Annotated in this window: 7 protein-coding genes; 4 read left to right on the forward strand and 3 right to left on the reverse strand. The window is 41.2% G+C overall.

The features are described from left to right. Positions 1 to 449 precede the first annotated feature (449 nt). The 4 genes from J4N24_RS04540 (at position 450) to J4N24_RS04555 (ending at position 7,879) form a co-directional block, all read left to right on the forward strand. Positions 450 to 2,411 carry an SPFH domain-containing protein gene (locus tag J4N24_RS04540; protein WP_242691516.1) on the forward strand — a complete coding sequence of 654 codons (1,962 nt, stop codon included), beginning with the start codon at positions 450 to 452 and terminating at the stop codon, positions 2,409 to 2,411. A 250-nt stretch (positions 2,412 to 2,661) separates the two neighbouring features. Further along, complete coding sequence (locus J4N24_RS04545; RefSeq protein ID WP_207532466.1) at positions 2,662 to 3,606, forward strand: helix-turn-helix domain-containing protein; 945 nt, start codon at positions 2,662 to 2,664, stop codon at positions 3,604 to 3,606. A 104-nt stretch (positions 3,607 to 3,710) separates the two neighbouring features. Beyond that, positions 3,711 to 4,475 (forward strand): SDR family NAD(P)-dependent oxidoreductase, encoded by a 765-nt coding sequence (locus J4N24_RS04550; RefSeq protein ID WP_207532467.1) that lies wholly within the window; start codon positions 3,711 to 3,713, stop codon positions 4,473 to 4,475. A 506-nt stretch (positions 4,476 to 4,981) separates the two neighbouring features. After that, positions 4,982 to 7,879 (forward strand): triple tyrosine motif-containing protein, encoded by a 2,898-nt coding sequence (locus tag J4N24_RS04555; protein WP_207532468.1) that lies wholly within the window; start codon positions 4,982 to 4,984, stop codon positions 7,877 to 7,879. Positions 7,880 to 7,927: 48 nt separating this feature from the next. Here the strand turns inward: J4N24_RS04555 and J4N24_RS04560 are convergent, their stop codons facing one another. The 3 genes from J4N24_RS04560 to J4N24_RS04570 form a co-directional block, all read right to left on the reverse strand. Further along, complete coding sequence (locus J4N24_RS04560; RefSeq protein WP_207532469.1) at positions 7,928 to 8,752, reverse strand: alpha/beta hydrolase; 825 nt, start codon at positions 8,750 to 8,752, stop codon at positions 7,928 to 7,930. Between the two features lie 108 nt (positions 8,753 to 8,860). Then, complete coding sequence (locus J4N24_RS04565) at positions 8,861 to 9,745, reverse strand: ROK family protein (protein WP_207532470.1); 885 nt, start codon at positions 9,743 to 9,745, stop codon at positions 8,861 to 8,863. A 288-nt stretch (positions 9,746 to 10,033) separates the two neighbouring features. After that, positions 10,034 to 11,812 carry a cellulase family glycosylhydrolase gene (locus J4N24_RS04570; protein WP_242691517.1) on the reverse strand — a complete coding sequence of 593 codons (1,779 nt, stop codon included), beginning with the start codon at positions 11,810 to 11,812 and terminating at the stop codon, positions 10,034 to 10,036. Between the last annotated feature and the right edge of the window lie 12 nt (positions 11,813 to 11,824).

Here is an 11,824-nt window from a genome sequence, read left to right on the forward strand (position 1 = left end):
CGGCTTTATCTATGGATTAAACACAACGCCGGATTCCATAAAAGTAGTGATAAGAATTAATTAAAAAAGCTAGAAGTTCTTGGCAAAAGAGGTACATCCAGTGATAAACGGCCACGACCATAATCAAAAAAGCGAGCAGTAATACCGCTCGCTTTTTATCAACCTAACCCCACTAATCTAAAACTATGAAAATCTTCTATCCTTATTGAATATGCTGTTTTCTACGGCAGGAAAATTAAAGAGTTACTCGCTTTCTTTTTCCTTAAACTTTTATGACAAAGTTTGGAATACTTACCTTTTCCAAATTGAAAAACCTTCTTTCATTTCGGAAAAACAAGGGACTGATTTTTGCCAACAAAACAGCCCTCACATTCCTTTAAAAGCCCTTTTATCTTTCTGGCACATCTATAGTATCTATCCTTCCAACAATCTAAACATTCAATAATAAGATGGATAATTTAATGCAAATTCTGGCTTACGGGTGGCTGTTAATACTCGTACTAGGTATTGTTTTTTACAAACCTATTCTTAGGGTTTTCTTTGGGATGGTGATCGTACCGGAAGACCGCATTGGTCTGGTGACAAAGAAGTTCGTGCTCTATGGGCCGAATAAGGAATTGCCAGACGGCCGCATTATTGCGACAAAAGGAGAAGCGGGTTTTCAGGCCCGGACCCTTGCTCCGGGTCTTTACTGGCGGATGTGGCCATGGCAGTATGGGGTTGAGCTTCAGCCCTTCACTGTTATACCGCATGGAAAAGTAGGCTTGATACTGTCTAAAGACGGAGCGGAAATCCCGACAGGAAATATCCTGGGACGAAAAGTAGAATGCGATAATTTCCAGGATGCAGGTGCTTTCCTTGCTAATGGAGGACAAAAAGGTAGACAAACCTCTATTATTACAGCAGGTACCTACCGTATAAATACTTTCGCTTTTGATATTTCAATTATCGATATGACCATCATTCGTGAGAATATGGTAGGGATCGTTACTACCTTGGATGGCTTGCCTATTTCTGCAGGCCAGATAGCTGGTAAGACGGTTGATGGACACAATAACTTTCAGGATTTCGACACGTTCCTGGAGTTGAAAGGAAATAGAGGTTTACAACCACAAATTGTTCTTGCAGGTTCTTACAATATCAATAAATGGGCTGTTCAGATAGAGGAAATACCGATGACAACAGTTCCGATCGGTCACGTTGGAGTAGTGATCTCTTTTATTGGCGAAGATGGTACGGATGTTACCGGTGAAACTTTTAAGCATGGTAATATCGTGGCCAAAGGTTTCAGGGGTGTTTGGATGGAAGCTTTAGGTCCGGGTAAGTACCCGATCAATACGTATACTATGAATGTTGAGTCTGTTCCGACCACTAACCTTGTCCTTAACTGGGCAAATGCCAGAAGTGAATCGCACGCGCTGGATAAGAACCTATCAACTATTACGGTGAGATCTCGCGATGGTTTCCCTTTCAACCTTGACGTTGCACAGATCATTCACGTTCCGGCAAATGAGGCCCCTAAGGTTATTGCCCGCTTTGGCAGCATGACTAATCTGGTGTCGCAGGTCCTCGAGCCCACTATCGGTAACTACTTCCGTAACTCGGCACAGGATAGTGATGTAATATCCTTCCTGACCACTCGTAAAGAGCGTCAGGAATCAGCGAGAGAGCATATCCGCCAGGTGCTGGAAGAGTACAACGTGATTGCCGTAGACACCCTTATAGGGGATATTGTTCCTCCGGAAGCTTTGATGCGGACGCTTACCAATCGTAAAATTGCTGAGGAGGAAGAGAAGACTTACGAAACACAAAAGCTGGCTCAGGAAAAGCGTCAGGGGATGGAGAAAGAGACTGCCATTGCCGACATGCAGAAAGAGATCGTAAAAGCACAGCAGAGTGTTGAAATTGCACAACGCACTGCAGATGCAGCGGTTAAGAAATCTGAAGGTGAAGCTGCCAGCCTGAAACTTCAGGTAAACGCAGAATCTGAAGCTACTAAAATGAGGGCCAGCGCCGAATCTGAGGCTACACGTTTAAGGGCAGGTGCTCAGGCTGATGCTACAAAATTGAACGCTTCTGCTGAAGCGGAAAAGATCTCGAAAACAGGTTTGGCGGAAGCCGAAAAGATCATGGCCATCGGTAAATCTACTGCTGAGGCTTATGAACTTCAAGTCAGAGCCATGGGTGGGGATAACTTTACCAAGTTTAAAATTACTGAAGAACTTGGAAAAGGTAAGGTTAAGATCATCCCTGATGTGCTGATTGGAGGGAATAATGGTGGAAGTGATGGCCCAATAAGCGGTCTCTTAGGATTGAAATTGATGGATATGCTCGATCCAGACAAGAAACTTAGTGAAGAAAGCTGTGTTCCTGCGACATCAACTGTTGAGGATCATAAAAATAAGAACTAATAAAAGTGGGAGCTGATTGGCTCCCTTTTTTTATTACAACTTAAACTTCAAATCTATTGGTTATGGAACGGTGCCCGGAAGTAATTTTACTGAGTCACATTATCCTAATTACTTTAGGTAAGTCCCTTTACTTTTACCCTAGGCTTTAGGAAGATCCATTGATCTGTTCATTATTTCTCCTAATGCCATATATTTCTTCGAGTCGAATCCTTTTCTCTCTTTATATTTGAATTTCGCAAACTTAGAAAGTATGAGTAGCAGCCTAAAAAGTACTAGTCTTGAACAATTCTATGAAGAGGCATCCATCTTCAGCGGAAAGGATATTAACAGTCTCCTGCCTCCTGACATTAACCGGGAAATAGGGCATTTTAACATTTTTGATATTGCTGAAACCATCAGGGAGCAAAGGAAGAAACAGGAGATGCCCTATAGTAGAAGGTCTTATTACAAGATAAGTCTGATAAAGGGTAGGAGTACCGCCGAATACGCTGATAAAGTAATTGAGATCAATAAGAATGCCTTGCTGTTTGCTACTCCAAAGGTTCCCTATCATTGGATCCCCAGGGAAGAAAGCCTGAATGGAAGCTTTTGTATTTTCAGTAGTGAATTCCTTATAAAGGCCAAGAGTGGGGTTGACATAGACGAACTTCCTATTTTCAAAGCTGGAGGCTATCCTGTCTTCCAGCTAAACGATGATGAAATTGAAGAGATAGAGTTCATTTTCAGAAAGATGAAAAAAGAAATATCTTCCGACTATGTGTATAAATATGATCTTCTGAGGAATTATGTTGTAGAGCTGATACACTATGGACAAAAGCTTCAGCCTCTCGGTATAAATACAAATACAGAAAAAAACGCTTCGGCAAGGGTAACTTCCCTGTTTATCGAGTTACTGGAGCGGCAATTCCCCATTGAATCACCAAATCAGAAGCTGAATTTGCGCTCTGCAAAGGATTTCGCTGATACGCTGGCTATTCATGTTAATCATTTAAACAAAGCTTTAAAAGAAAGTACGGGCAAAACAACCACTAGTATTATCAGCAGCAGGGTTCTGCAGGAAGCAAAGATCCTTCTAAAGCAAACCGACTGGAATGTCTCAGAGATTGCCTACAGCCTCGGATTTGAAGAAGTTGCGCACTTTTCTAATTTCTTCAAAAAGCAAACTTCGTACACTCCTCTTTCTTTCCGCTCCTAATCTTATTATTTGAAATTTGCAAAAAACAATTTGAAGCATGCAAACATAGGGAGCGAACTATGGAGCATTTTTGTGTTATAATTTTTTGGCTAAACAGATAAAAAATGAATACACAGAACAAAATTGCATTAGTTACCGGCGGAAGCCGTGGTCTTGGCAGGGATATGGCACTCAGCCTGGCAAAAAAAGGGATAAACGTTGCGTTAACCTATCACCAGAATAAGGTTGAAGCTGATAAAGTGGTTGAAGAAATCCGGGAACTGGGACAAGAGGCAGAAGCCTTTCAGTTGAACACCGCCGACACAAAATCTTTTGGTGATTTCTTTGGACGTTTAAGTAATTGGCTTAAAACTAAGAACGAGGCTGGTACATTTGATTTCCTGATCAACAATGCCGGGACAGCGTTATACGCTCCATTTGCTGAGACTACCGAAGAGCAGTTTGACGAAGTACTTAATATACATCTTAAAGGAGTCTTCTTTTTCACTCAAAAAGCCTTGAATCATATTAACGACCATGGCAGGATCATCAATATTTCTTCAGGATTGGCTCGTTTCTCATTCCCTGGATCATCTGCCTATGGTGCCATGAAAGGAGCTGTTGAAGTACTGACCCGTTACATGGCGAAAGAACTTGGGCCACGTAGAATCTCTGCAAACATTGTTGCTCCGGGAGCTATCGCGACTGACTTTGGAGGCGGCCGTGTGCGAGATAATAAAGAGATGAATGATCATATCTCCTCATTAACGGCTTTGGGTCGTGTAGGACTTGCTGACGACATTGGCGGAGTAGTAGCTTTCCTTTGTACAGAAGAAGCAAAATGGATCAACGGACAGCGTATCGAAGTTTCAGGAGGTATGCTGCTATAAGACTTTTTTTCCGGGAGTAATTTAACTCCCGGACCTTTTATCACATGATGTTGCGGTAGAAAAACATCACCCACTCCTAATATACCCGCCCTATATCTAAAAAATCCAGATCCGCGCTGCCGATTTTTCAACTTCACCTAAATAGCATAAAACGCAGCACAGGACCAAAGAAAAGGGGCGCTTTCCGATTTGATGAGCGATGTTTTATTTTCAGGAGAGATTGAAGCAGGAAAAGTAAGTTTGCAAAGACCACCAGGCAGGAGGGTAAGATAATTAGAGCTTAAATGCTTTTAGGGCACAAAAGGAAGGATAACTGCCTTATTCACGAGGCCTTGTAGTGGTAATGTAGGGTTAAGACAGCAATTTTTCTTATAAAGGCAAAGGCTGTATGAGGAAAAGATTTCTTACTTTAACCGCTCTTTTCGAGCTATAGAATATGAAAGTATTCGGTGACAAAATTAACCTTTAAAACTATTGTTAATCTTTATTTTTCAGAACGCGATTTAATGGTACGCATTGCACTTGTGTTTTCTTTATTGACCGCATCGCTAACCCTTTTTGGTCAAAGCCAGATAGCCTCTCCTAAAATTATAAACTATAGTGCCGACCAGTATAAAAGTGGAATTCAAAACTACGCGGTAACACAGGATAAGCAGGGCATCCTTTACTTTGGAAATAAGGAGGGGCTTTTAACTTTCAATGGAAGATATTGGAATAAATTCTCTTTGCCCAACCTTACAGGAATTAAGTCTGTAAAAGTGGATTCTAAAAACAGGATCTACGTTGGAGGTGAAGACGAACTGGGATATTTCTTTCCCGGCAAGAATGGTGTACTAAAATATCATTCACTACTGAACCTTATTCCTGAAAAACAAAGAACGATGGCTCATATATGGAACATCGTTATAGTTCGCGACGAGGTATTCTTTCGGTCTCTATCCTGTATTATCCGCTACAAAGAGGGAGTTGTAAATGTATACAAACCTGAGCTGGAATGGAGCTTTTTAGGTAATGTAGGGGATAAGGTTTATGCTCAATCCAAAGAAAGGGGCTTGTTCACTTTTGAGAATGGAGTCTGGAAACCGATGCCGGGAACATCAAACTTGAATGGCACAACCATAACATCAGCCCTTTCTTATGATAAAGGAACAGTGGTATTCAGTACGATGAAAGACGGCCTATTTATGTTGGCCGGAGAACAGCTAACACGAAAACCAACGAGCCTAGACAGAAGTCTTCTGGCAGACCGGGTCTATAGCGGAACTAATATCGGTACAGAATGGATCGCTTTGGGGACGGCCTCCTCCGGACTGCTGATTCTGGATAAAGCAGGGAATCTTATCCAACGATACTCTTATCCTGAGGGTTTGCAAAACGATAACATCAGGGCAACTTTTGTAGACCGTAATGGCTCTTTATGGTTGGGATTGGATGATGGGATTGACATGATCGCTATAAATAGTGCGGTAAAATATATTCGTCCCGACAAAACTAACCAGGTAACTTTTACGACAAAAGTTTTTGGTGGGAAGTTATACATTGGATCCTCGAATGGTCTTTATTATACACAACTGGAGGGAGGAAAAGACGACCTGAGTCTGAGTAAAGGGGTGTTTAAGAAGGTACCTGATCTTCACGGACAGATCTGGACCATAGACGAGGTAAACAATCAACTACTGGTAGCTCATGAAGGGGGACTTTTTAATTTAGGTGAAAAGGGTATTAACACACTTTATTCCAAATCGGGTGCCTGGATCCTTCAACCGGTTTCTAAAGTTTATCCCACGCCAAACGTACTTGCAGGAGCCTATAACAGCTTGCAATTATTAAACTTCAAAAATGATCAGTTTTCTCCATCTGTTACAGTAAGCGGACTTAATGAATCCTTAAGATTTCTCGTTTACGATGATGCTACTAATATTGCCTGGGCCTCCCACCCTTATCATGGCATCTATAAAATTGAGCTATCTCCTGACCTTAAGAAGGTAGTCAGGTATACCGTTTACACTCAAAAGGACGGCCTCCCTTCTACGCTGTATAATTACGTTTACCGTGTACATAACAGGGTTGTCATTGCTACGGAAAAAGGTATTTATGAGTATGACACACCTTCAAACAAGTTCGTGTTCTCGTCCTTCTTTAAGCCCTATTTCAACAATATTCCCGTGATCTATCTGAAAGAAGACAACGATGGGAATGTGTGGTTTGTTACCAGGGCAAAAGAAGTGGGTGTAGTTGAATTAACAGAGGAGAAAAAAGGCCAGGTAACCTACTTCCCTGAGATTAAAGAAAAAATAGTAGGAGGCTTTGAATCGATCTACCCTTACAATAGCAGTAATATTTTTATTGGCGCTACTAAAGGCGTTCTTCATATAAATTACGATAAGTTTAAACAAACGAAGAAAGAGCTGCGAGTTTTGTTGGGTTTGGTAAAGATCATTGGCGACAAAGACAGCACTATTCACGGAGGATATTTTACTGATCAGGGAGGCATCCTTGACACCCAGTCCAGAAAAAACATCTTATCCTTAAGTCATGATCAAAACTTCCTCCATTTCGAGTTTTCATCGACATTCTATAACGAGCAGGGGAATATAGAATATAGCTGTTTCCTGGAAGGAATAGATAAAAGCTGGTCGCCCTGGAGTAGTAAGAGTGAAAAAGATTATACGAGTTTACCTGCGGGTAAATATACGTTCAAAGTAAAGGCCAGAGATAATTCAGGACTTGAATCAGAGGCAGTTAGCTATAGCTTTGTTATTTCACCTGTATGGTACAGAAGTGTTTGGAGTTACATTCTTTATGTCTTTGCGCTCATCTTTCTGATCTTCCGTTTGCTGAAATGGCAACAGAAGAAACATATCAAAGCACAGGAGCGCCTTCATTACCTTAATCAGCTGGAACGCGACAAGACAGAAAAAGAGATCATCCGTCTGAAAAATGAAAAGCTGGAAGCAGATATTGACTTCAAAAACCGCGAATTAACCAATATGGTAATGCACCTTGTACAGCGTGGCAAGGTGATCGAAAAAATAAAAGAAGAATTGACTGTAGTTTCAAAGGGAAGCGAAAACAATGGAAATTCTGCTAATTTTAAAAGGCTTCATCGCTTAATTGCAGATGTGGAGAAAGGTGAAAAGGACTGGGAACAATTTAACTCCCACTTCAACAACGTTCACTCTGACTTCTTTAAAAACCTGCAGAAGGTCTGTCCGGAATTAACAGCTAACGAACTTAAACTCTGCGCTTTTATTAAGATGAATCTGTCAACCAAGGAGATCGCCCAACTGATGAACATTACAACAAAAGCAGTGGAAGTTGCAAGGTATAGGCTTCGCAAAAAGCTGAACCTCAATCCCGAGATTAATTTGTACGGTTATTTGGTTCAGGTACTGGAGAAATAGGCAGATTTATACTCAGGCAAAGCAGCTTTAATATGCCTGCCTGAGGGATTATTTTTTAAGCTTCGCTATTCTGTCCATCTCTTTCAAAAGTAAAGGAAATGCTGGCTCGGCCATTCCGCCATGGTCATATCCCTGAAGTTCGAGCAAGCGAACGTCTTTGTGCCCCACAAGCTTGAACATTCGATACAGGTAGGCATTCTCTTCATAACGGCCCAGCATCTCCAACTCCCGGTCGCCAGTAACCAATAAGGTAGGAGGAGCATCTGCCCGGACCAGATTTAAAGGGGCAAAATTATCTACAACCACTTTCGTATCAGCTAACCCTCTTTCCTTGCGGATAGTGAAATGAGTGATTGCTTGTGCACTTAAAGAGATAAGGCCTGCAATTTTATTAGCGTCGATACCATGCGGACCAAGCCAGGTTTTATCAAGAGTAACCATATCGACCAGATAAGCACCAGCAGAATGACCTGAAAGAAAGATCAATGAAGGGTCTCCCCCATATTTCTGAATGTTTTTAAACGTCCATGCAACAGCGGCAGCGGCATCTTTAATATACTCGGGCGACTTTACATTCGGTGCAAGCCTATACCCTACCCCAACTACACAAATGCCCTTCTCTCTGAGTGATGCAGGTATTTCTTTTCTTCCGCCAGTTAACCCACCTCCATGAAACCAAACTACTGTTTTAAAGTTCTTTTGGTTCTTTGGATAGTAAATATCAAGGGCACAGCGCTCGTTAATGTACTTGTCAGATTGATTAAGCGAGTCAGAATAATAATGGATATTATTAATTTGAGTATACTCTGTTTTTTGACTGAACGCTACAAAACAAAGCATCAAAAACAATAAGGTAAGAAAGCTATTTCTCATAAGATAGAATCAGGTAAACTAGTTGGTAGCTGATAATTTTCACAAGGTGCTAATTTATAATAAACTTCCCCTTTTAACCATATAAAATTAAAAGGGGGAATTTATTGATCAGACGTGAAGCTTGCCTTCGTTAAACCAGGTAGAGGCGGCCCCGATCACACTGGCCTTCTCTCCTAAAATGGCACGCATTATCGGAACTTTTACTCCATTTAACAACACGGTTTCTTTTACTTTATCAAAGAAATATTTATTAGAGCTTTCCATGTGGCCTCCTATCAGCACAACCTCAGGTTTCTCTGTTTTAATTATCTCCAGCAGGAATGATGCAAGGTTATGAGCAAATTCATCAAATACCTGTTGAACGCGGGGATCAGGTGCATAACGTTTCATCTCTACCAAATCAAGTACTTCAATACCTGATAAAGCTTTGAAGCGGTTTACAAGCCATTTTACTGAAAGGTAGTCCTCGGCAACACCGTCTGCAAAAGGCATCCTCCAAAGATTAGCATCTTCAAGAACACCATTATCATATCGCGCTGAGCCAAGCCCAACTCCTAGGGTTAAACCGAATGATTTTTTATATCCACGCACAGCACCACCAAATACCTCTCCATGAAAAAAGGAGGCCGCATCATTGATCAGTTTAATATTTTCCCTTGAAATACCGGTTTGTTCAGAAAGCAACTGCTTTATATTATGATTCTCCAGGTTTCCATACCTGTCTTTATCCAGGGTATGGTAAATACCTTCCTCATAGTCAACGGGGCCCGGGATGCCAATGCCGACTTTGCCTGATGAAAAACCAGGAACGCTCATCACGTCTTTTAATACTCCAGACCAGGCTGCAATAATATCATCTTTACTTCCTGAGGGATTTATTCTTTTTCGCCTCAAACTATCCTGAACAAGTTCTCTGGATTCGAGGTTGACCAGCCCCGCAGAAATGAATGAATCTTCAATACAGGCCCCAACGACTACAGGTTTCTCCATCATGTACTCCTTTTTATGTTATAATATTAAATGGTTGTTAAAATCCTTCTTAATTCATCATTTTATCCAAAGTCTGTGGAAGCCTTTCGATACTCATCATAAAAATATATCCTAATGAATTAAAGATGACGTAAGATAAATCCTTTTTTTTAAACTAAAGGTTGAAATTTACTGTTTGCAGAAATTTTTCTTGAAAAATGCAGTTTTTTTGAAAAGAGTGCGGTATGAGAATGCACTCTTTTCTTTATAAGGATTATAAAATAACTGAATATACTGCTTAGAGTAAAAAAACTAAGGTGTTTTAGTTAACTCAATCGATGAGAAGTTGAAGCCTCCTTTTTCGGCAGCAATTCGAAGGCGGTTTGTCCCTTTACCTAATTTGACCTTCTTCATTTCTATGAAGTCCCATTTTTCGGCGGCACCGGTTTTTGGAATAACCAGGTCTTTAGCCAGATAATTAGAGCCATTTAAAACAGATATTTTAGCATTTTCATTGTCTGATGCAACCCTTAACTTAATCGAATAAGTTCCTTCATCGGCCACATCTACTGAATACTGTAGCCATTCAGCATCTTCTATGTCACTAACGTAATAGCTTTCGTAGGCTGCAGCTGACTTACGGATATCGACTCCATCATTTCGATACACATTACCCTTGTTTCCGGCCGATCTGGCCCCAGTAGAGATATGGTAGTTGGCAGTGTCCTTATCAGCATAAGCCAGGCCACTTCTGCCTAGATCATAATCTACAGCATTGATCTTCAAACTGCCATTCAATTTATTGGCCATGTAAGGACGTGTATCAGCACTAAAAGGCTGACGGATCATCGCATCGATCACATCTTTATGCACTCTGTTTGTGCTAATATTTGTATAGCGGGCAAGTTCGATAAGACCACTATAAGCATTGCTTTCGCCCGGCTTATTTCCATTTCCACTCCAGTAACGCAACACCTGCTCATAATTAGGATTGGTCCGGATCTGCAGGGGGTTGTTGAATCCGAGTTTCTTTAAGGGCCACCATGACCAACCTATATTATTCTTTTCAAGAAGGTTAATTGCCTCCGTGAACCATACGTTCGAATTTTCTCCGGTCTCACCCAGCCAGGCAGGAATATTGTATTTATCCCTGAAATTTATAATATGCTGTATAGACTTCTGATCGTTAAGGTTCCAGTATTTATGGAAGCTAAGCACCATGTTCTTATCCCAGGGAGGGAGAATACCATTGTAATTATTTCCCCAGCCATTTCCCTCAATAATAATAATATGCCTCTTATCAACTTCGCGAATAGCCTTCGTTACATCTACCATCAATTTCCTTAGCGGCTCATTTTTCTGCTCTCCTGTACCATTCTTGTCCTTTTCGGGGTTCTCAAAACCCCAGTTCGGCTCGTTTATAATATCATAGGCACCGATCCATGGTTCGTTGGCATATCGCTCAGCCAGTTTCTTCCAGAGTGCTATCGTCTTTTTTTGATTGGCCTCACTTTGCCATAAAGAAGGTTTAGCTGGATTCCTGTCAGAGATATTAAGGTCATTCCCCTGACCGCCCGGAGCGGCGTGAAGATCGAGGATCAAATACATTTGATTTGCTTTACACCATGCAAGCAGCGAATCCGTGAGGGCAAATCCTTTAGGTAACCATGTATTTTTACCAGCAACAGGCTCCTCCTCCACAGAAAGTGTATATAGATTATAATGCATCGGTAGGCGTATTGAATTGAAGCCCCAGGCCTTTAAAGAATCTATATCGGCTCGGGTAGTATGATTAGCTAACCAAATCTCGTAAAACTCCTCGGTCTGTTTTTTTCCGATCAGGGCTTCTATCCGCTCTCTTATCTTGTACTGTTGTCCGTCTGCATTCAAACCCAGCATATAGCCTTCCTGCAGCATCCATCCTCCTAGTCCCATTCCACGCAGAAGGATATTCTCACCTTTCTCATTTACGATCTGCTTTCCCTCAGCTCGCAGAAATCCCTGAGCTTTGGTAGAAACAGGCATTATAGTGTTTATTAAAAGCACAGCTCCGGTGAGAACTGAACTAAGCAACAAATTTTTCCTTTTCATTTATTAAGGTTT

This window comes from Desertivirga arenae, from assembly GCF_017355785.1.
GTDB lineage: Bacteria > Bacteroidota > Bacteroidia > Sphingobacteriales > Sphingobacteriaceae > Desertivirga > Desertivirga arenae.

Coding starts and splice junctions, on each gene's coding strand:
- J4N24_RS04540 (WP_242691516.1), top strand. CDS start 450: ATGGATAATTTAATGCAAATTCTGGCTTACGGGTGGCTGTTAATACTC.
- J4N24_RS04545 (WP_207532466.1), top strand. CDS start 2,662: ATGAGTAGCAGCCTAAAAAGTACTAGTCTTGAACAATTCTATGAAGAG.
- J4N24_RS04550 (WP_207532467.1), top strand. CDS start 3,711: ATGAATACACAGAACAAAATTGCATTAGTTACCGGCGGAAGCCGTGGT.
- J4N24_RS04555 (WP_207532468.1), top strand. CDS start 4,982: ATGGTACGCATTGCACTTGTGTTTTCTTTATTGACCGCATCGCTAACC.
- J4N24_RS04560 (WP_207532469.1), bottom strand. CDS start 8,752: ATGAGAAATAGCTTTCTTACCTTATTGTTTTTGATGCTTTGTTTTGTA.
- J4N24_RS04565 (WP_207532470.1), bottom strand. CDS start 9,745: ATGATGGAGAAACCTGTAGTCGTTGGGGCCTGTATTGAAGATTCATTC.
- J4N24_RS04570 (WP_242691517.1), bottom strand. CDS start 11,812: ATGAAAAGGAAAAATTTGTTGCTTAGTTCAGTTCTCACCGGAGCTGTG.